The organism is Mycobacterium sp. URHB0044 (assembly GCF_000620625.1).
In the GTDB taxonomy this organism is placed as follows: domain Bacteria; phylum Actinomycetota; class Actinomycetes; order Mycobacteriales; family Mycobacteriaceae; genus Mycobacterium.
Genome location: NZ_JIAW01000017.1, coordinates 79,561 through 99,052 on the forward strand (window position 1 = coordinate 79,561; position 19,492 = coordinate 99,052).

Genomic DNA, 19,492 nt, shown 5'->3' on the forward strand with positions numbered 1-19,492 from the left:
GCCGTGCTACGTGCCTGGCGTCAACCGGATTGCGGCGAGGTGGTTCGCCTCGACGGCCGCGGTGAACTCCTCGAGTGTGGGCATTCGCGGATCGCGGAACTTCAATCCCATCACCCGCTGTGCGCCCTTCACGCCGTAGGACTCGGCAATGCGCTTGGCCAGATCGGCGACGGTCGCCGTGTCCTCGATGAGTTCGCCGCGCATGGCCGTCGTCTTGCCGGCGTAGCTGACCTCGGCGGCCGCACCGCCGCGGAAGTTCAGCCGCCACGCTGCACCGGTGAGCAGGTACAGATCGTTGTCGAGCCGATGGGCACTCAACGTCAGGGCGAACTGCCTGCCCGTCTTGCGTCCCTTGAACTTCACCACCAAGAAGGACTTGAGCGCGGAACCCGTGACCGGGGTGCGCAGCAGGAAACCCAGGATCGGGTTGACGACACGCAGCATCGCTTCCGGTGGATGGGCGGGGTAGACCGCAGGGGACTGTTCTGTCATGGCTCAACGGTAGGGCCCGCCGGGTCGTTCGACACCCGTGTCGACGAGAGTGGCGTCGAGGTGGGCAGAGGTCGGGCGCGCGACGTTAAGCCAGGATCGAGGCGAGGTCGCTGCGGGGAATCGAGAACTGCTGTGCCCCAGCGGCTTCGATGGCCCAGTCGCCCTGACCGATGAAGAAGATCACCGCGCCGTCGGTGAGCGCGAAGTTCTGATACATCTTGGCGCCGTTGAGGTTGTCATTGATGGGCACACCCGGCATCCGCTTCTCGAACTCGGCCTTGACGATGGGATCGAGGACCGCGACCGGGTCGGTGCCCGGCTTGAACAGCGTGTCGTAGGTGATCGGTGCCTTCGTGCCGAGGTCGTAGCTCAGCGCGTTGTAGAAGGTCTGCCCATGCGCGCCTCCGTAGTCGGCGTGCTCCTGGAGCACCAGGCTTTCAGTGCCGTCGCCGGTCGCAGAGCGGTAGGTCGTCGGCGTGATGTCGAGTTCCTTGGCATACGGCGGCTGGTCCGGCGAGGTGACGGCCTGGACGAACTGGTCCCGCTCCCGGGTCAGCACGTCGGACAGGGCCTTTTGGTCGGGGTAGTCGGTGGGGAACGTCATGTCGATCGTGTAGCCAGGCCCGTCTCCGTGCACGGTGCACACCTTGTCGGCGACGGTCCCGCCGAGATCGGTGCAGGCCGACGCCGACAAGGTGGGCGCGATGGTCGCGGTCGGCGAGGCGGCCACCGAGGTCGCCGGTGGTGTCGTGACGGTCTCCGAGGCCGGGCCCGGCTTCGTTGGGCTCGCGTTGTTGCCGCAGGCCGCCGTGCTGACGACGATGATGGCGCCGACGATCGCGATCAGAGACTTGTTGATGGTCACGGGGTGTCCTATCAGCCGAGCTGAACGGTCTCGCGGGACACGGAGAAGTAGTGCCCGGTGTTGGTGTCGATGCACGTGATACCGATGGCTTCGCTGTCGCAACTCAGCGAGCCGAGGGTCTGGATCTGGCCGTATGCGAGCGTGTGAGTGGGCGCGGGCATCTCCTGGCCGTAGCAGCCGAACACTGCGGCGGAGCCTTCCTCCAAGGCGACGCGGTCGCCCCAGTTCATCAGGCAGCCGTCGGGTTGCGTCGCGGTCCAGTCGTGGGCGGCGACCTCGCAGCGGACGGTGTGGCCGCCGGCGCCGTAGGTGAACGTCGCGCACTGGATGTTGCCCGAGGGGGATTGGAAGGGTTCGTCTGAGGTGACGTGTTGGGCGACGGGGATCGTCGCGGGCGTCGGTGCCGCGGTCACGGTGACCGGCTGCGCAGCGGTGACGGTCACCGTCGTGGCCGGTGGCGCGGGAGGCGGTGGTGTCGCGGTCGACATCGAGATCACCGGGGCGATCGTCGGGGCTTGCGCCGTGGTCGCGCCAGTCGACGGTGCGCATGCGGCGAGAGCGAGGGCAACGAGCCCGAGGACGTACGTGCCGGGTCGCTGTGCGATCGACCGCCGAGCGTCATGGCTGAGGACGGCCCTGTCGTCATGCGAGTACTCAGTCATGTCGTTCCCCTTTCGATGGACGTGGTGGTGTGTCCGATGACCGAAAGGATGCGGTGTCGTTCTTGGGGGAATCTTGGTGTCGTCAGGTGTGGCGCAGGCCACCGACCTCACTCCGCGTGATGAACCCGTGTACCCTGACCACTAGCAATTAGCTTGTGCTGCTTTGACTTCGGTGTCGAAGCCGATTGCCTGCTGCGGGGAGCTGGTTAGGCGACAGCACTAAGCGGGAACACCTTCAATGCTGCGGGTTGACCTGCGTACTCGATACGAAGCGCATCGGAAAGGGTGGATCGAACGCATATGGGCTCCCCGAACGCCGGGTCTCGTTTGGGCACGCGATTCGGGCCCTATGAGCTGCAGTCGCTGATCGGCATGGGCGGCATGGGCGAGGTCTACCGCGCCTACGACACCGTGCGCGAACGCATGGTGGCGATCAAGGTGCTGCGCACCGACCTGGCGGCCGACCCCAGCTTCCAGCAGCGTTTTCGCCGCGAGTCCCGCGTGGCCGCGCGGCTGCAGGAACCGCACGTCATCCCGGTGCACGACTTCGGCGATATCGACGGCGTCCTCTACATCGACATGCGCCTGGTCGAGGGCGCCAGCCTGAAGGACGAGTTGCGCGACAACGGCGCGCTCCCACCCGCGCGAACCGTGTCGATCATCTCGCAGGTCGCCTCCGCGCTGGACGCCGCGCACGCCAGCGGCCTCGTCCACCGCGACATCAAGCCCGAGAACGTCCTGCTCACGCCCGACGACTTCGCCTACCTGGTCGACTTCGGCATCGCCCACGGCGGCGGCGAGGCCAGCGTGACGAGGACCGGCCTGGTCATCGGGTCGTGCGCCTACATGGCGACCGAACGGCTGAGCGGCGGCGCGGGCGGTCCCGCGTCGGACGTGTACTCGCTGACGTGCCTGCTGTACGAGTGCCTCACCGGTCGGGCGCCGTTCGACTCCGGTGACCTGCGGCAGGTCATGAGCGCGCACCTGTTCTCGCCGCCGCCGCGGCCCACGCTTGCGCGCTCGGGACTCAACCCCGCGTTCGACGACGTCATCGCGCGCGGTATGGCCAAGAACCCGGCCGACAGGTATCCGTCGGCCGGCGAGCTGGCCAGAGCGGCCGCCGCTGCGGCGTCCGGGAGTCCCGCACCCGTCGCGGCCGCTGTTCCCGGCCCACCCCCAGGTACGCGGCAGTTCTCGGCCGTCGACCCGAACCCGGTGTCGACGAGCTACCCGCGGCCCTATCCGCCGCTTCCCGCGCCGCCATCGGCGCCGCCGCGGAAGTCGCGGTTCGGCCCGACGCAGATCGTCCTGGTGGTCGCGACGGTCCTGCTGTTCGGGATCGCGGCCGTGCTGGCCACGATCCTGGCGTCGTCGGGCGGCGACTCCACACCGCAGACTCGGCTGGCGGTACCGCCGCCGTCGACGACGACCGTGACGACCACGCCGTCGCCGACCGAGGAGGAGTCGACGACGACGGCCCCGTCCACCACGGCCACGACGACACCATCGACGACGCCTTCGTCGACGCCGACCACCACGTCGACGTCACCGACGGCGAGCGGCGCGGCCATCCCCGGCGTCTCCGGAACGGACGCGCAGGGCTTCGTCGGCCACACGGCCCGGTGCGACTCGGGCAGTACGCCCGCGGCGGCGATCAGGACGGCGAACTCACTGGCCATCGTGTGCCAGACGGGGCCGGGCAGTTACTACTACCGCGGCGAACGGTTGAGCGACGGGGCGCAGCTGCAACTGGCGAACGCGGTGCCTGCCGGTGGCGGTTTCGACGCGATCAACCCGGCCGACGGCGCCAGGTACCAGGTGCGGCCCAACATGCTGACGATCTCGAGCAGTCGCGGCACCGAATCCGACCCGGCGCTGGAGTACGGCGCGCGGTAGCGGAAACCGCGCGGTCAAGCGCTTACGGATGAAACCCGGGTCGCGCCCGTAGAAGCCTGTCAGCCCTCGCAGGTTCCTTTCGGCATCTGCTCTCGGTGATCAAGCACCCAATCACCAAGCTGATCGAGCATCGCGGTTCCGGTGGCAAAGCTGCCGTCCGAGGGTTTGGCTGCAATGGCGACACCGAAGGCGTTCTCGCTGTCGCCGACGACTGCAATTTGGCGGACGAGGTACCCGCCGTCCGGTTCCGGGCCCCAACCGCCTTTGGCCGCCACCCCGTTTTCACCGGCAAGACCCCACTGCTGGTCCGCGGCGATACTCTTCATTTGGGTGAGGACTGAGGCTGCCGATACGCACGGTAGTTGGAAAGCAAACCGTGCTGCCTCAGGTAGCGACCATTGAGTTTGACCGTAGGGACTGTACGGCGGCAGCACCTGTTGTGTCTGGACGGTTACGTCGGGAACTCCGCCCTCGGCGAGGACGGCCTGCACCGCCGAACCGGCGTCAGTTGGCGCCCCCAACAGGGCCCACAGCTGATCCGCGGCCGCGTTGTCGGAATGAGCGATCGCCTGTGTCACATACGGTTCCGCGGCTCCAGCATCCTTGCGCAGCGCGGCGATTGCCAGCGGCACCTTAATCGTCGACCAGGCCGCACCACTCTGCCAGGTGCCGAAGGACGACACTTGGTCCTCGCCAGCCACCGCGACGCCAACGTCGGCGGGCAGCGTCGCGGCAAGCTCCTCGAAGCTCGCCTGCAGATCCTCATCTCGGCTTGGAGGAGAAGGTGGTTGCGCCGCCGTTGACGACATCGTCTGCTTAGTTGCTAGGGGCGCGGTCACCGGTTCGGGCGAGGTCTTGTGCACATCCTTGTAGCCGATGACGAAGCCAGCTGTTGCCGCTCCGACAGCGACCGATACCAGCGCCGCCTTAATAAAGGTAGACACGCGCATTCTTTCCGCCGGTGCACGTCACCCAGTCGTCGGCACCGTATTTGGCGCACTCCATGACGAAATGGTCACCCGCGCACCGACCACCGGTCGAGGGGCACGGGACAGCACCGAGTGCGTACACCGTCCGGGGCGCGGGGGAGGCCGGACCCGCTTCCCAATACGCGTTGAGCACGTTCTGCGCGAAGAGACAAGTCGTCTCGACGGTACCGCGGCCCGCACGACTGAACTGTCCGCTGGCACGTGGATGCGTGATGCCGTTCTCGCAGGCTTGATGGTTGGCGTCCGCCCCGCGTACGACCGGCGGGAGTGCGACGGGCCGCGTTGGCGAGTTCGAACGGCTGGGCGTACCGGCTGGACGATTCGGAGGTGGCAGCCGCGTGAGACTAGGTTGCGCCGCAGTCGAATTCGACGATGACCCCGAGGAATCCTGTCCGACCATCATTCCGATTGCGATTCCACCCAAGCCGAGGATCAGGGCGGCAGCAGCGCCGACTGCGGCGGGGATCACCCATTTGTTGCGTTCCGGTGCGGAGAGTGGTTGCGGTGCAGCGTGTTGCAGAATCTGGGGAGATTGACTTGGCCGGCTCGGGACAGCTGCCCAAGTGTGCTGCTGATTGATCGGTACCAGTGTGCCGGGAGCTGCCATCGTCGCGTACGGGTCACTCACTGGAATCGGCTGTGACGTACATGGCGCGCCCGACAATGCCCGACCCGCAGCGCGAGCGAACGCGCCGGCGCTGCCGTAGCGGTCGTCTGGTTCCTTGGCCATTCCGCGTTGGATCACACCATCGAGTGAGGTGGGCACCCGTGGATTGAGCTCGCTGGGCCGAGGTGGTGGTGTGTAGAGGTGGGCGGTGAGCAGCTGCTGCATGCTCTCCGTGGAGAAAGGGCTGTCCCCAGTCAGTGCCTCGAAGAGCACACAGGCGAGCGAGTACACATCGGCGGCCGCCTCGGTCGGCTTGTTGTCGAGCCGCTCGGGAGCCATGTAGGCCAGGGAGCCAACCGTCATTCCGGCCTGGGTAAGCCGTGTGTCGCCGGACTTTTCGGCGATTCCGAAGTCGACGAGATACGCGAAGTCGCTCGACGTAACGATGATGTTCTCTGGTTTTACATCTCTGTGGATGAGGCCGTCTGCGTGTGCGGCGTCTAGTGCGCCGGCGATCTGGCCGATGATGTTGATCGCCTGATCTGGTTGCAGGGGGCCGGATTTAAGTAATCTGCGTAGGTCGGTGCCACGCACTAAACGCATGTCGATGTAGAGGGAGCCGTCGATCTCACCCCAGTCGTGAATCGGGATGACGTGTGGCTCCTGCAACTGGGCAGCTGCGTGCGCCTCGCGAGTGAACCGGTTGCGGTACTCCGGGTCTCTCGAGAACTGGTCGACAAGAACCTTGAGCGCGACGATCCGACTCTTCTCGGTGTCTCGAGCCTCGTAGACCTCGCCCATACCACCGCGGCCGAGAAGGCCGATGATCTCGTACTTACCGAAGCGTGTGCCGACGCGCGATGCCGCCACCGTATCCATTTTGAACCCCCAGGTCTCGCGTTTGCTATCGCGACCCTGCGGCGAGTGTAGAGCGCCGAGCGTTGCTGAGACCTGTTGTTTGAATGACTTACACGCGTTGCCGGAGACGCTTGGCGAGGGACTCAGAATCGGTCAAGCTGGTCTTGTCTGCTGAGTGAGCTTTCACGGCCGGAGGCGATCCGGGCGAACCCTGCACCTATTCAGCATGTGATCATGTAACCGGAATCAGTGGTGGTGTCGAGCCATTTCCCGTAGCTATCTCCGCCTGCCGCGCGCACCGCCGCGCACACCTGGCCCTGCGTCGTGCCGGCGGTCCTGAACACCGTATAGATGGGGTCGCCCTCTTCAGTGGCCTGCCTTAAAGAAGGGCAACTGCGGTCGGTACGGAGATAGGACGATCCGGGAAACACGTTCAACAGGCGCTGAACCCCGGCTGCGTACTGGCCCGGTGTAGTGACGCTGCCCAGAACGACAATCCCCTGACCGTCGCACGATGGTGAACTGATCGGTGTTTCCAATCCCAAATCACCCGGAGGTCGTGACGGCGGGAGCGGCGGAACCGCCGGAGGTTGCCCGGGTTTCGTGACCGTCACTGGCGGCGCAGTCTGTGTCACCGTTCGTTGCGGGCGCGACGGTCCGACGGTCGGCTCCGGACGTATGAGCGTTGATTTCTGCGGCGATGCCGTCGGCGCTTCGGCGGGTGATTGCCCAAGCCGCGCTCCAAGGAATGCGACTAGTCCCACTACGACCAGGACTGCAACACCGCCCGCAATGGCTGCGACACGACGGGAGATCGTAATTTGGTTCGACCCGCCGGCTGAAGCTGTCTCGCGCGCAACGACGGGCGGAGCCGGCGCCGCGGCCGGCACCGCGAACTGGGTGGCGTCGGCGTACCCGGCAGAGCCCGCGCTGCCTTGCACCAGGGCTGCCGCGAACTCACGGCAAGTCTCGAATCTCTGATACGGCTCCTTCGTCATCGCCCGGGCAAGAACGTCATCGATCGCCCCGAGATCGGCGCGCACACTAGCGAGCGTGGGCGCGGGCGACGACAGATGATTGCCGATCACTACCGCCGGATTCGTGTTCCCGAACGGTGGTCCGCCGGTCAGAAGATGAAACGCTGTGCACGCCAGAGCGTACTGATCGGCGCGACCATCGAGCGGCTTCCCCATCAGCTGCTCAGGTGCCGCGTACGCGACCGATCCGACCGTCATATTAGTAGCGGTGAGATTGTTACCGTCATCGACCGCACGGGCGATGCCGAAGTCAGCAAGCAATGTTCGACGGGCACCGCGGCGAGGGTCGGTTAGCAAGATATTCGCCGGCTTGACGTCACGATGTAGCAAGTAGCGTTCGTGCGCGTAGTCAAGCGCGTCAGCGATCGCCGAGACAATCTCCAACGCTTCGTTCGGCGGCATGCCTAGCGGATACCGGGAACGCATCAACTGCGCCGCGTCGGTCCCATCGACATAATCCATCGCGATCCAAAGCTGTCCATCGTGCTCACCTCGATCGTGGACGGCCACAATGTGCGGATGCCACAAAGCTGCGGCGTTGTCGGCTTCACGGGCGAAACGTTGGCGGTACTCCTCGTCGGCACTCACGCTGGCAGGCAGGATTTTCAGGGCCTCCTGCCGGGGCAACCGGGGGTGCCGTACGAGGTAAACCTCGCCCATCCCCCCAGTGCCCAGTAAGCGCTCGATGGTGTAGCCGGCAAATTTCGCCCCATCGGCTAAGGGCATGCCCGGATGGTACAAAACATCGGCTTGCCAATTACTGGGAACGGGCGCGATGTGTCCGCCCGAAATGGTGTCGAACTCAAGCCGCACGGGCCTTCAACACTTGGTCGTTGGGCAATGCGACGCCGGCCACGTTGGCGCGTACGTACGCTTTGCGTCATGGAAGAGCCTGCGTCCGGCTCGGATGGCCGGCGTGACATTTTCAGTCGTCGTCGATTGCTGTGGCTGGCCGGCGCTGGTGGTGTGGGAGCGGCGGCTGCGACGTTTTCGTCGAGATGGGCTGGCAGAGGTCCGGTCAGTTTGCCGACGTCCTCTGCCGCCACGCCCAGCCCAAGCCGGAGCCTGGCGGCTGCCCCGGCAACTACAGCCGCGGCGCCACCGCTACCTCCGTCGCCAACGGCTGCCCCGGCGTCGGGTGTGATGCTCTGCCGGGATTCATGGCGAGCGCAGCCGGCGCAACCTGGCGGTGTCACCCACGTTCTCACCCGTATGACGGTGCACCACACGGGTGCTGTTCTCGGTGACAACAGCAATGCCCCTGGAAGGCTTCGTCAGCACCAGCGCCTTCACCAGGGTGAGCGTGGATGGATCGACATCGCGTACCACGTCGGTGTCGACCGGAACGGCAATATCTACGCGCTACGCGCTCCAGAGTTGGTCGGAGACACGGCGACAGAGTACGACCCCACCGGACACTTTCTCGTCCTCTGCGAGGGTGACTTCGATCAGGAATCGGTGAGTGAGGCGCAACTGAACGGCGCCGCTCTTGCGTTCGCTTGGGGGGCACAGCGTTTCAAAATTCCGACAAATACGTTGGCGGGGCATCGAGACTTCGCAGCAACCGCGTGCCCCGGTTCGAATCTCTATGCCCATGTCCAATCCGGCGATCTGAGGAGCCGCGTCGAAGAGATGGTGGCTGCCGGTCCAGTCAACCTGCAGGAGATCTGTGGTCCAGAGGCGGCCGAAAGGGTTGCGGCCATCGAAGCGGGCCAATGAATCGCCTGCTTTAGACTTCGGCCGCGTCCGTCTCAGGCCAGGATCGACGCCAGCTCGCTGCGGGGCACCGAGACTTGCTGTGCCCCGGCCGCTTCGATGGTCCACATGCCTTGGCCGATGAAGAAGATCACCGCGTCGTCGGTGAGGGCGAAGTTCTTGTACATCTCTGCGCCGATCGGGTTGGCGTCCACGGGAGCGCCCTGCAGGCGGGTCTTCAGCTCGTTCTCGACGGTGGGGTCGAGCACCGCGACGGGGTCGGTGCCCGGCTTGAACAGCGTCTCGAACGTGATGGGCTTCCACGTGCCCAGGTCGAAGTTCAGCGCGTCGTAATAGGTCTCCGGGTGCGCGCCGCCGACGTTGACGTACTCCTCGAGCACCAGGCTTTCGGTGCGCAGGGTCGGCGCCGAGTACGGCGTCGACTTGATGTCGAGCGCCTTGGGGACGTCGCGGACGGGTGGCTCGGTGACCGCCTGGACGAATTGGTCGCGCTGGCGGACGAGGATGGCGGTCAGCGCTGGTTGGTCGGGGTAGGTGGACGGAAAGCGCATGTCGATGGTGTAGCCGGGACCGTCGGTGTGCACGGTGCAGTTCTGGTCGGGTCCGACGTGTCCGCCGAGGTCGGCGCACGCCGACGGCGCGGCGGCGGCAGTGGTCGTCGTCGTCGTGGCGGCGGTGGCTTCAGTCGTCGTGGATGCCGTTGTCGCCGTTGGCGACTGGGATGATCCGGTCGACGTGGTCGTGCCGCCGCACGCCACCGCGCCGACGACGACGGTGGCGCCGGCGAGTGCGATCAGAACCTTGCGTGTGGTCATGGGTCTCCGTCGTCAGCCGAGGTGAACGGTCTCGCGGGAGACGAAGAAGTCGTGCCCCGAGCTCTTGTCGATGCACATGATCCCCGACGTGTCGCTGGCGCAGCTGGTCGAGCCGAGCGTATTGATCTGGCCGTACTCGAGCGTGTACGTCGCGGCGGGCATCTCCTGGCCGTAGCAGCCGAACCGTGCGGGCGAACCTTCCTCAAGGTCGACACGGTTTCCCCAATCCAGGTGGCAGTTGTCCGGCTGCGTCGCCGTCCAGTCGTGCTTGGCGACCCTGCAGATGGCGTTGCTGTGGCCTTCGGTGGACGTGTACATCGTGCACCGGATGTTGCCCGAGGGGGACTGGAACGTGCCGGGGCCCTCGCTGAAGTGCTGGACGACGGGTGTCGCCGGAGCCGGCGGCGTGACCGTCACGGTCACCGGCAGCGGCGCGGTCACCGTCACCGTGGTGGGCGTCGACGGCGCGACGGGTGTCGGCGTCGACTTCGAGATGACGGGCGTGATCCTCGGGGCGTCGGCCGTGGTGGCGCTGTGCGACGGCGCGCACGCGGCGAGTGCCGCCGCGGCGAGCGCGAAGGCCCACACCTGGGGCCGCCGGGCGATGGACCGCGGGCGCGGCTCGGCATGGCCCAGGATGGGTCGGGTGTCGTGCGTGTTCTCGGCCATGTCGGTTCCCCTTTCGTTGGACTCGGTTGTGTGTCCGATTGCCGAAAGGATGCGGTGGCGTTCTTGGCGAAAACTTGGCGGCCAGCCTCTGACTGGCAGCATCTATGAGCTTCATGTCGGAAATCCGCTTGCCTCCCCCGGGCGACAACCTGAAGACTGGGTCCAGTGAAATCGGCGTCTCCCGATCGCCTTGCCGTGCTCGCGGCGGCGATCACCGTTCTCCTCTGGGCGTCGGCATTCGTCGTCATCCGCTTCTGCGGCGCTGAATTCAGCCCCGGCGCAATGGCATTCATCCGGATGGGCGTCGGCACGATTGCCCTGACCGCCGTCGTCGCGATCTACCGGCCACCATGGCCGCGGGGACGTGGCCTGGTGCTGGTCATGGGCTACGGCCTGCTGTGGTTCGCGGCCTACACCGTGGTGCTGAACTGGGCGGAACAGCATCTCGACGCCGGCACGGCCGCGCTGTTGGTCAACTTCGCGCCGATCCTGGTGGCCGTGTTCGCGGGAATCTTCCTCGGGGAGGGATTTCCCCGGCCGCTGGTGGTTGGCCTGGTAATCGCGTTCACCGGCGTGGTGCTGATTGCGATCGGCGGATCTGGTGTCGGCATGAATGACCGCCTCGGCGTGGCACTGGGCCTGCTGGCCGCGGTGCTCTACGCCGCGGGCGTGCTGCTGCAGAAGGTCGCGCTGCGGACCGTGAACGCCATCGCCGCCACCTGGCTTGGCTCTGCGGTCGGCATGGTGGCCACGGCACCCTTCGCCGTGCAGGCCGTCGACGAGGTCGCGAAGGCTCCGCCCACCGCGTTGGCCGGGGTCGTCTTTCTGGGTGTCGGGCCGACGGCGATAGCGTTTCTCACCTGGGCCTACGCGCTGAACCGCACGGATGCCGGGAAGATGGCCGCCACGACGTTGGCGGTTCCGGCGATCGCGATCCTGTTGTCGTGGCTGTTCCTCGGCGAAGTGCCGACCTTGCTCGGATTCGTCGGCGGCGCGCTGGCGCTCGGTGGTGTCGCGATCAGCCGTCGTCGCACTCTGCGGCGTCGGTTGATCCAGGAGTCAGTGCCGGACCCGGTCGCGTAGTCGCGGCGTTCGGAGGCTGATGCCAAGGTGCCCGCCTCCGAGCGAGAAGAAGAAGGAAGCGCTCGGAGACGGGCAAGCCGGTGGGACTCAGAGCAGGCCGAGCAGCTCCAGGTCGGTGGCGTACTTGACGATCACCGGGGCGGTGACGTGCGGGATGTCCTTGTCCGGGCCAATCTTGGCGTCCTGCACGGCCTCCCGGAAGTGGTCGGCCGGCGCGAGGGACCCGTTGATCGGCGGCTGCGGCCGCTGATAGTTGTGCAGCAGCGGCAACAGCGACGCCGCGCGCTGCTTCTCGGGCAGCGCCCGCAGCGTGGTTTCGAACCGCGCCAGCCAGTCCGCGTACGCGGGCACCCGGACGATCGGGTGGCCGGCCTCGATCAGCCAGTCGACGTAGGTGTCCATGCTGATCCCGTCGTCGTACGGGTTCATCACGTGGTACGTCTCGAACCCCTCGGTGACGTTGGCGCCCAACGTCGAGATGGCATCGGCGATGAACTCCACTGGCAGGCCGTCGAAGTGCGACCGCTGCGGGTTGCCGTCGGCGTCCAGCTCGTAGAACGAGCCGGGGGCGACACCCGTCGCGACGAGCGACAACATCATCCGGGTGAACATGTCCGGCACGTTGAGCTGCCCGGCGTAGGTGGTGTCGGCCAGGATCATGTCGCAGCGGAACACCGACACCGGCAGCCCGGCCAGATCGTGCGCCTCGCGCAGCAGCACCTCGCCGGCCCACTTGCTGTTGCCGTAGCCGTTGGCGTAGGAGTCGTCGACCTTGCGGGTCGCGCTGATCTCCCGGATGTCGACCTGCTCGACGAATCGGCCGGGCTCGATGCCGTCGCCCACGCCGATCGTCGAGACGTAGACGTAGGGCTTGATGCGGGTGGTCAGCGCGATGCGGATCAGCTCCGCGGTGCCGACGGCGTTGGGCCCGAACAGCTGGCTGTAAGGCAGGACGTGGTTGACCAGGGCGGCGGGGTCGACGATCAGGTCGACGGTGTCGGCCAGCCGCTGCCAGATCGCGTGCTCCAGGCCGAGATTCGCCTCGCCCTTGTCGCCGGCCAGCACCTCGAGGTGATCGGCGGCCAGCTCGCGGTAGTGGGCCAGCAGCTTCGGGTCACCGGTGTCGAACGTGGCGTCGAGGCGTGCGCGTGCGGCGTCGATGTCCTTGGCGCGCACCAGCGTGATGACCTTGCCGTCGACCAGGTCCATCCGCTCCAGCCACTCCAGCAGCAGGTAGCGACCGAGGAATCCGGTGGCGCCGGTGAGCAGGACGGTGCGCACCTCGGAGCTGGGACCGGGCAGCGACGGCGCGGCCGCGAGGGTGGCCTCGTCGAGGAACTTGTCCAGCGTCAGGTCGCGGGCGTGCACCTCGGTGGCGTCGCGGCCGTGCACGGCGTCGTAGGTGGGCCGCTTGGACCCGCCGGCACGCTGCGCCTCGACGTACTCGGCGATGGTCGCGAGGTCGCTGGCCGGGCTGACGATCACGCCGACGGGCACGTCGACGTCGAAGATGTCGTGCAACAGGTTCGCAAAGGTCAACGCCGACAACGAGTCTCCGCCGAGGTCGGTGAACGCGGCATCGGGTGCCGCGTCGGCCGACGCCGCGCCGAGCAGCGCTCCCGCTGCCCGGGTGACGGTCTCCAGGACCGGTCGGTTGGTGCTGTCCTGCCGCAGGGACCGCAGGACGTCGGCCTGGCCGTCGGCGAGGTCGACGTAGAGCTGCTCGAGCTCGGGGCCGTAGTACTCCTTGAGCTGCGGGCGGGCCAGCTTGCGAATCCCGGTGAGCAGGCCGTTCTCCAATGTGAAAGGCCTTGTCTCGACGAGGAAGTCGCGCGGGATCTCGTAGGATTGCAGGTCGGCGTCGCGGGCAATGCTCTGCAGGGCGTCGGCGAGCAGCGGCTTGACCGCGGTGACGTCGCCGCCGACGCTGGTCAGCGCGTCGTCGGTGGGGACGATCACCGCCAGCACGTAGGAGCGGGAACTGTTGCCGTACACGAAGATCTGCCGGATCGACGGGTGGGCGCCGTAGGCCGCCTCCAGCTTGGAGACGGTGACGAACTCGCCCTGGGAGAGCTTGAGGACGTTGTTGCGGCGGTCGACGTAGGTCAGGTGGTCGGGGGCGATCTCGGCGAACACGTCGCCAGTGTGGTACCAGCCGTCGGCGTCGAACAGCTCGGCGGTGACCTCGGGGCGCTTGTAGTAGCCGGGGATCGACGTGTCGGACTTGATCCACAGTTCGCCGCGGGGATGGGGCCGGTCGGTGCCGAAGTAGCCGAGGTCGGGGACGTCGACCAGCTTGTAGTCGATGACCGGTGGGCGGCGGATCTGGTCGTCGACCAGGACGACGCCGTCCTCGGTGGAGCCGTAGCCGTTGACGAGGTGGATGTCGGTGAAGTCCTCGGCCCAGGCGCGCAGTTCGGGGGAGATGGGCGCGGAGCCGGTCATGGCCGAGAGTTGGCGTCCGCCAAGGAGTTTCTCGCGCTGCTCGGCCATCACCTGCACCTCGACGGCGTCGCGGTCGGCGCCGTCAGCTGCCCTGCGGTCGACCTCGCTCTGGATCTCCTGGAAGAGCATCTCCCAGATGCGGGGGACGAGGTCGAGCTTGGTGGGGCGGACGAGGGCGAGGTCGTCGAGCAGGGTGGACAGGTCGCTCTTGCCGGCGAAGTAGGCGGTGCCGCCGGCGCCGAGGGTGGAGTAGAGGATGACGCGGCCCATGACGTGGCTGATGGGCATGAAGTTCAGGGTGATCGCGGGCATCTTGCCGTCGGGGTCCCAGTCGGGGCGGGCCCAGCCACGCCAGCAGCCGGCCATGAGGCGGTCGGTGTACATGGCGCCCTTGGGGGTGCCGGTGCTGCCGGAGGTGTAGATGAGCAGGCGCAGGTCGTCATCGTGGCCGCGGGGGATCTCGGGGCCGTCGGTGTGCTGGGCGCCGGCCTTGATGACGTCGTCGAGGGCTTCGACGGTGACGTTCAGGCCGGACAGGCGCAGGACGGCGGAGTCGAATGCTTCGCGGTGGTCGTCGATCTGAGGGTGGTAGTCGAACACGACGAGGCGCTGCGGGGCGTGCGCGGAGAGGGCGAGCTGCACGGCGTCGTCGAGATGGTCGACGCTGGAGAGGATGGCGACCGGCTCGGTCTCGAGCAGGATCGGGTGCAGCTGCTTGACGGGCGCGCTGGTCTGCAGGGGGACGGAGACGGCGCCGGTGAGGGCGAGGGCCATGTCGACGACGGCGTAGTCGGCGCTGGTGAAGCCGAGCGTGGCGACGCGATCGCTGGGGCGGATGGGGTCGTTGGCCAGGGCGTCGGCGAGGGCCTTCACGCGGGCCCAGGTCTCGCCGTAGGTGAGGGTGTCGAAGTGGGGCTGGTACTCGGCGACGGTGCGGCCGGTGGCGTCGGTGACGAACTCGACGGCGCGCTGGCCGAGGGCGGGACGGTCGGCGTAGCCGGTCATGACGGTGCGGATGACGTCGGCGAGCAGGAGGTCGGGGCCGTCGATGGCGGCGGTGATGGCGGGATCGGGCTGAGCGGCAATGATTTGCACGTCGCCAGAGGTCAACTGTCCGAAGCGGTACTGGAGCCGTGCTTCGCGGGCGTTGGCGGGAGTCATGAGTGTCTCCTCTGACAATCGATATTCAGTTTCTGAGGTAGGCGGCACGGCGTTGTGCCCTACTAATCGAAAGTAGGTTAGGGAACCTATGTATTCCTGGGAGTTGGCTGTGAGGCGGGCGGGGGTTCCTCTGCAGCAACCGTGGCTAGTCGTCGCCAAGTGCTACGTAACTGTGTGAGCAAGCACTCACGTGAGCCGCAGGAAGCGGCCCGGTGACGTTCATCACCCGCCTCTGGGTGGAACCGATCGGTTAGACGGTGGGCGTCAACCGAATGGCCGCGAGGCCACGGCTTTTCGCCATCCGGTGATCGCGTTAAGAAGACTGGTTCATGAGTCGTCCCGCTTCGTAATTCGACTGGCGCCCGGGCAGCAACAGGCACGCACCGAAAGGTCGGCCTCGGCACCGTGGAGATGGGCGCCCGATTCATGCACTTCAAAGGGTTTCGCACTGCAGTCCCCGCCGTCGTAGTGAGCCAGGAGGTTGTGCAGCAGGGCTGGGGCCTTGCGACACGCCCCCGGTCCTGCCATGGAATGAGGCTGGGGGCTCCGGCCGCACGGCTTCGCACGCCGGGTCGGCATCCGCGGCTTCGTCACCGGTCCAGAAGCGCACGGCCACATCGTGATTCGTAAGCGTGCGGCTGGTCAGTGCGCGTCGCCCAGCTGATTCCTAGTCAAATCTCTGTGTCAGACAAAGGTGATGATGTCCAAAACGTGCCATTTGAGTGCGACACGTCGATATCTTGACGTCTCAGAATTCAAGACTGCGGGGGGGAGAATGAGATGACTGAGGCCATTGGTAATCCAGTAAATGGCGGCGTGTCGAGAGCTCAGCAGAGACTCGAGGATTGGGGAGTGGAGTTCTCGTTCGAAGCGGTCACGCCGACTATCCAGACCACCCTAGAAGTCCTACAACAGTCGGGGGTGCGTACTCCACCACGGGCAGTGGAGATCGTCGTCGAGCTGACGACGATCGCCGCTATGATGCGCGTGCGATTCGAAGAGGAAGCACTGACGGCAGATGAGATCGGCGGGTATACCGAAGCACTTCGAGGATTTCTGAATAGCTGGTTCCATGAGTGAATCGCCGCAGCGCCGGGAACATGACACTATCGCCCGAAGGCTTGAGAAATATGAGCGATTCGTCAGGCTAGACGCGTACCTCGGTGGCGCGCTTGGAGGCCTTGCGCTCTTCGGTGACCTCGCCAAGGACTCCCTGCAGGACGCATCGCTTCGCGCTATGTTCATAACGCTCGCGATGGTGACTGCTCTGTCGATCGGGACTGCATTCAGCGGGTTTGAATGGGCTCAGACGGTGTTGAAGCGGAAGCTGGTCGATACCAAGAGCGCGAGACAGGACCTCGTCGCTGCGGTCGGATCCGACGAATGGCCGCGGAGCGCATTCCTTGCTCAGAAGTTGGCACCGCTCCTTCTTGGGCTCACGGCGACGACCCTCGTTGTTGCCGCGTGGTGGCATAACGAACACATCCGTCATGAGATTGCTCGGGCTCGTGCGGTGCTGGATAGGCAACCCGCCTATGTGGTTGTTGGGGTGCTTCTGGGCCTAACGGTGGTGTGTGGTGCTGTCTGGTGGTTCGTGCGTCTGGCGAAGAGTGATCGAAAACCCGACCACGGACTCGTCCTTAATAACATCGCGGTCGTTATTGCGTGTGATCTCAAGCACTTTGGACGCGTCGGCATGGTCAAGTCGCTGACCGAGCCGTCCGACGGGTTTGACATTGGTTTGAAATTCCCGGACGAGCCGGACGTTTACGGTTTCCCGGGCAACGACGTCGTACCGGTACTGGAATCCAGCATCGCTAGATTGCCACAGTTCCAGGAGCCGCCAGATACCTCCGTCAGACGCCTACAGGCACCGGCTGCGCTAAAGCGCGCATCTCGTGCCGCAGCGACGTGAATTCCGAGACCTTCTAGGGGCGATCGGGCAGGCGTTGTGGCCGTCGACCTCGGTCTGGAAACCATCGCCACGCTGTCGGTGTAGGGAGGGATGGTGGTCGCGTTGTGAATCGTTGCCACACCCTCAGCCCGCCGGCTGTGCAGCAAGCACCCCCAAGGCGGCCGAATCTGACGAGCAAGCTGAGAACACGTTCGCATGACAGCAAGCCCGCGGCTTCGCAATTTCGACGCGCGTGTGTCCCCGGACCGCCTGAATCGTGAATGGCGCCGCCCCAGGTTGCGATGCGCCACGTGGTACCAGATTTTCTCGACGATCGTGATGGCGTTGGCGGTCGTCGTCGTCGCCGTCGTCATCGGACTGGTTGCCGCCCTGAGACGTGGAGGAATCGACACGTCAAGCTGACGCCAGAGGGAATCGACATCGCGAACATCGTCTCTACGAAGTACGTCGATTGGGACGACATGGTCGACGTCAAGGACAACACCGACACGAAGCGTCGGACTCGTAGGGCGATCGTCCTCTGCCTGAGGACGGTGGCGAGGAGATCGTGAACGGGGCTGTCTTCTATGTGCCGAATGGGGTAGCGCTGTATTGGACGGTGCGGTACTACTGGCGCCATCCCGATGATCGGGCGGAACTGATGGCTGGTCGGGCGGCCGAGTGGTTCCGCGACGGGCGATTCGCCGTCGAGTAGCGGCGTGCGGCGCACTGCGGACGGCGGCAGCGACGGGTTGACTCGTGTGGAGGTCGGTCAGTGGCCGGCGGCGCTCTCCGGCGCTCGCCGCATGTCAACACGTCGGCGATTTGCGAGTGTTCGTCGGACTGGTCAGACACCGCTGGCATGATTCGTTCTATGTCAGACCAACCGAGTCCGTACAAGTACCAGGCGATCGCAGTTGAGCAGCAACCTAACGGTCCGATCATGTACTTACTGGGTGTTCCCGCCGATGAACTCCTGGAGTGGGCCGACGTGCCGAGTGCGAAGGCCGATTACATGGCCGGGTATCAGCGTGTGTACAACAAGGATCGTGCTAAAGACGTAACTGAGTTTCTGAGTCTTTCGCTCAAGAACATTATTCCTGGCGCGATCATTGTGACAGTCGACTCTGAAAGGATAACAATAAGTGCCAAAGACGGTGCTGCTGCCGAGTTAGCGATCGATGCGACTGAATCGACTTTCGACGAACAATTAGAACTTCAGTATGAACGCTTCAAAAATCGAATGTCGCCCGCCGAACTTGAAAGCGCAGAGATCGATGATGTGGACGCGGACGAGACCGACGATGACGAAGAAGTTGAGAACGCAGGTATCCCTGACTCATATTTGGCATCACTCGCAGTAGAATTGAAGCAGGCGATCGACAACTTTGATGAACTCACTGAAACACGTCAGGCCGCGATCACCAACTACATTCAGTCAGTGTCTAAGCCTGGTCTCATTATTGACGGGCAACATCGCGTATTCGGAGCCAAGGATGTTGCAGATCACGCGGTGGTTCTTCCTGTCGTATTGCTTCCAGGATTGGAGTTTGCAGAGCAAGTTTTCCACTTTTATGTACTGAATAATAAGGCAAAGCCGTTGACTCCGACGGAATTGCGTCGAACCATTAGTACCTCTCTTACAAATCAGGAGATTGATGACCTATGGCAAAGATTCGACGACGCAGGCATTAATCCTGAAGCGACGCGGTGGACTCACAAGCTGCAAACCAGTCCCAAGTCACCCTTTCAGAACCTTATCGATTTCGGGTTGGGTGGTGAAGGATTCTTGAAGGAAAATGTAGCATTCCAGCTGGTGTCGAAATTCGTAAACATGCCCAAGAAATATAAGATTCTGTATTCAGGTATTCCGGCCTTTGACAATAAAGACGATGACCGTTTGGAATACTTTTATGGACTTTGGAACGCGATCAAATCAATCTATCCAAAAGTATGGAATGACGGAGTCGAGAACACCGGAAGTCAACTCTTCATGAAAGCGACTCTGCTGGTCTTGCAGGAGTATGTATTGGACAGCCTGGTGCAATACACAGTAATCAGGCAGATGGACGGAGCTGAGTCTCCGTTGAAAGACCTGGAGGACTTGGAAAAGGCTGTAAAGGGCATTTTGAACTTTTTGCCCTCAGAATTTTTCGAGAACGAATGGCAGGTGAAGCAAATCGATACAACTGACGGGCACAAGTTTTTGCGTTCGCAGATGGAGATAGCAGTTCAGAACCAGGGTACCAAGCTGGGCTACCAGCAGCTGTTCAAAAAAGTCAAGCAAAAGTAGCGCGATGGAA

Annotated in this window: 16 protein-coding genes; 7 read left to right on the forward strand and 9 right to left on the reverse strand. The window is 64.6% G+C overall.

The window, feature by feature from the left end:
* Window positions 1-6: 6 nt before the first annotated feature.
* The 3 genes from N536_RS0126550 to N536_RS43120 all read right to left on the reverse strand — a co-directional run bounded on the left by N536_RS0126550 (window position 7) and on the right by N536_RS43120 (window position 2,019).
* Window positions 7-492, reverse strand: a complete 486-nt coding sequence (locus N536_RS0126550) for a hypothetical protein (protein ID WP_029116398.1) — start codon at window positions 490-492, stop codon at window positions 7-9.
* Between the two features lie 85 nt (window positions 493-577).
* Window positions 578-1,357: an esterase gene (locus N536_RS43115; protein WP_231514638.1), complete on the reverse strand. Its 780-nt coding sequence runs from the start codon at window positions 1,355-1,357 to the stop codon at window positions 578-580.
* An 11-nt stretch (window positions 1,358-1,368) separates the two neighbouring features.
* Window positions 1,369-2,019, reverse strand: coding sequence for a DUF6636 domain-containing protein (locus N536_RS43120; RefSeq protein ID WP_051574779.1), 651 nt, complete (start codon window positions 2,017-2,019; stop codon window positions 1,369-1,371).
* A gap of 300 nt (window positions 2,020-2,319) precedes the next feature.
* Here N536_RS43120 and N536_RS0126565 point away from each other — a divergent pair, with 300 nt between their 5' ends.
* A complete protein-coding gene (locus N536_RS0126565) occupies window positions 2,320-3,915 on the forward strand; it encodes a serine/threonine-protein kinase (RefSeq protein ID WP_029116400.1) in 1,596 nt (531 codons plus the stop codon).
* Between the two features lie 59 nt (window positions 3,916-3,974).
* Here the strand turns inward: N536_RS0126565 and N536_RS39510 are convergent, their stop codons facing one another.
* From N536_RS39510 to N536_RS0126580, 3 genes are all read right to left on the reverse strand, one after another.
* Window positions 3,975-4,859: a class A beta-lactamase-related serine hydrolase gene (locus N536_RS39510; protein WP_231514639.1), complete on the reverse strand. Its 885-nt coding sequence runs from the start codon at window positions 4,857-4,859 to the stop codon at window positions 3,975-3,977.
* Entirely contained in the window at window positions 4,843-6,381 is a 1,539-nt protein-coding gene (locus tag N536_RS0126575) for a serine/threonine-protein kinase (protein WP_029116401.1), read from the reverse strand. Before N536_RS0126575 ends, N536_RS39510 begins: the two co-directional genes overlap by 17 nt.
* Window positions 6,382-6,590: 209 nt before the next feature.
* Window positions 6,591-8,132 carry a serine/threonine-protein kinase gene (locus N536_RS0126580; RefSeq protein WP_029116402.1) on the reverse strand — a complete coding sequence of 514 codons (1,542 nt, stop codon included), beginning with the start codon at window positions 8,130-8,132 and terminating at the stop codon, window positions 6,591-6,593.
* Between the two features lie 486 nt (window positions 8,133-8,618).
* Between N536_RS0126580 and N536_RS43125 the strand changes: the two genes are divergently transcribed.
* A complete protein-coding gene (locus N536_RS43125; protein ID WP_029116403.1) occupies window positions 8,619-9,125 on the forward strand; it encodes a peptidoglycan recognition family protein in 507 nt (168 codons plus the stop codon).
* A gap of 32 nt (window positions 9,126-9,157) precedes the next feature.
* Here N536_RS43125 and N536_RS0126590 read toward each other — a convergent pair whose 3' ends face one another.
* Both N536_RS0126590 and N536_RS39515 read right to left on the reverse strand, forming a co-directional pair.
* Entirely contained in the window at window positions 9,158-9,937 is a 780-nt protein-coding gene (locus N536_RS0126590; RefSeq protein ID WP_029116404.1) for an esterase, read from the reverse strand.
* A 12-nt stretch (window positions 9,938-9,949) separates the two neighbouring features.
* On the reverse strand, window positions 9,950-10,606 hold the full coding sequence (locus tag N536_RS39515) for a DUF6636 domain-containing protein (protein WP_036437689.1): 657 nt from the start codon (window positions 10,604-10,606) through the stop codon (window positions 9,950-9,952).
* A gap of 165 nt (window positions 10,607-10,771) precedes the next feature.
* Here N536_RS39515 and N536_RS39520 point away from each other — a divergent pair, with 165 nt between their 5' ends.
* Window positions 10,772-11,689 (forward strand): DMT family transporter, encoded by a 918-nt coding sequence (locus tag N536_RS39520; protein ID WP_155948729.1) that lies wholly within the window; start codon window positions 10,772-10,774, stop codon window positions 11,687-11,689.
* Between the two features lie 87 nt (window positions 11,690-11,776).
* On the opposite strand, the gene car is transcribed toward N536_RS39520, so the two are convergent.
* Window positions 11,777-15,295 carry a carboxylic acid reductase gene (gene car / locus N536_RS0126605; RefSeq protein ID WP_029116405.1) on the reverse strand — a complete coding sequence of 1,173 codons (3,519 nt, stop codon included), beginning with the start codon at window positions 15,293-15,295 and terminating at the stop codon, window positions 11,777-11,779.
* A gap of 780 nt (window positions 15,296-16,075) precedes the next feature.
* On the opposite strand from car, the gene N536_RS0126610 reads away from it, so the two are divergent.
* From N536_RS0126610 to N536_RS39530, 4 genes are all read left to right on the forward strand, one after another.
* Window positions 16,076-16,375: a hypothetical protein gene (locus N536_RS0126610; RefSeq protein ID WP_155948730.1), complete on the forward strand. Its 300-nt coding sequence runs from the start codon at window positions 16,076-16,078 to the stop codon at window positions 16,373-16,375.
* Complete coding sequence (locus tag N536_RS0126615; RefSeq protein ID WP_029116407.1) at window positions 16,368-17,210, forward strand: hypothetical protein; 843 nt, start codon at window positions 16,368-16,370, stop codon at window positions 17,208-17,210. The genes N536_RS0126610 and N536_RS0126615 overlap by 8 nt, the downstream gene beginning before the upstream one ends.
* Window positions 17,211-17,757: 547 nt before the next feature.
* Window positions 17,758-17,904, forward strand: a complete 147-nt coding sequence (locus N536_RS42350) for a hypothetical protein (RefSeq protein ID WP_155948731.1) — start codon at window positions 17,758-17,760, stop codon at window positions 17,902-17,904.
* 159 nt (window positions 17,905-18,063) lie between these two features.
* On the forward strand, window positions 18,064-19,482 hold the full coding sequence (locus N536_RS39530; protein ID WP_155948732.1) for a hypothetical protein: 1,419 nt from the start codon (window positions 18,064-18,066) through the stop codon (window positions 19,480-19,482).
* The last annotated feature ends 10 nt before the right edge of the window (window positions 19,483-19,492 follow it).